Source organism: Vibrio sp. OPT46 (assembly GCF_015163535.1).
GTDB lineage: Bacteria > Pseudomonadota > Gammaproteobacteria > Enterobacterales > Vibrionaceae > Vibrio > Vibrio alginolyticus.
Genome location: NZ_JADDYG010000152.1, coordinates 1 through 340 on the forward strand (window position 1 = coordinate 1; position 340 = coordinate 340).

The 340-nt window shown below is 41.2% G+C and carries 1 protein-coding gene; it reads left to right on the plus strand.

All coding sequences use genetic code 11. The features are described from left to right. Positions 1–140: 140 nt before the first annotated feature. Positions 141–340 (plus strand): hypothetical protein (locus IQR33_RS06685; RefSeq protein ID WP_193843601.1); only part of this gene is annotated, 200 nt, incomplete at its 3' end.

Genomic DNA, 340 nt, shown 5'->3' on the forward strand with positions numbered 1-340 from the left:
GCGCAAAAACCGGTTCTATCTGGTGAAGAAAGAGAAATGCTTGCCAAACTGTTTGCCTAATCAAGTCATTGATATAAAACACTTGAACGTTTTATAAAGTCCACCTATGCTCTCACTATCATAATGTTGGGAGTAGTGATATGCCTGTATCGGGAATTCAATCTGGACACCACATCGTTCAGATGTCACAACAAATAGCCGAGAAAGCTGCACATGGCATTAGCAATAATGTAAGTAAGGTTAAAGAAGAGCTTTCTGATCACAACATCGATTTAGCTGCGGTTGCGGATGTCGCAATAACAGCCTCAACACCTAGCCTTCCCTCTCAAAAAGTTGAATC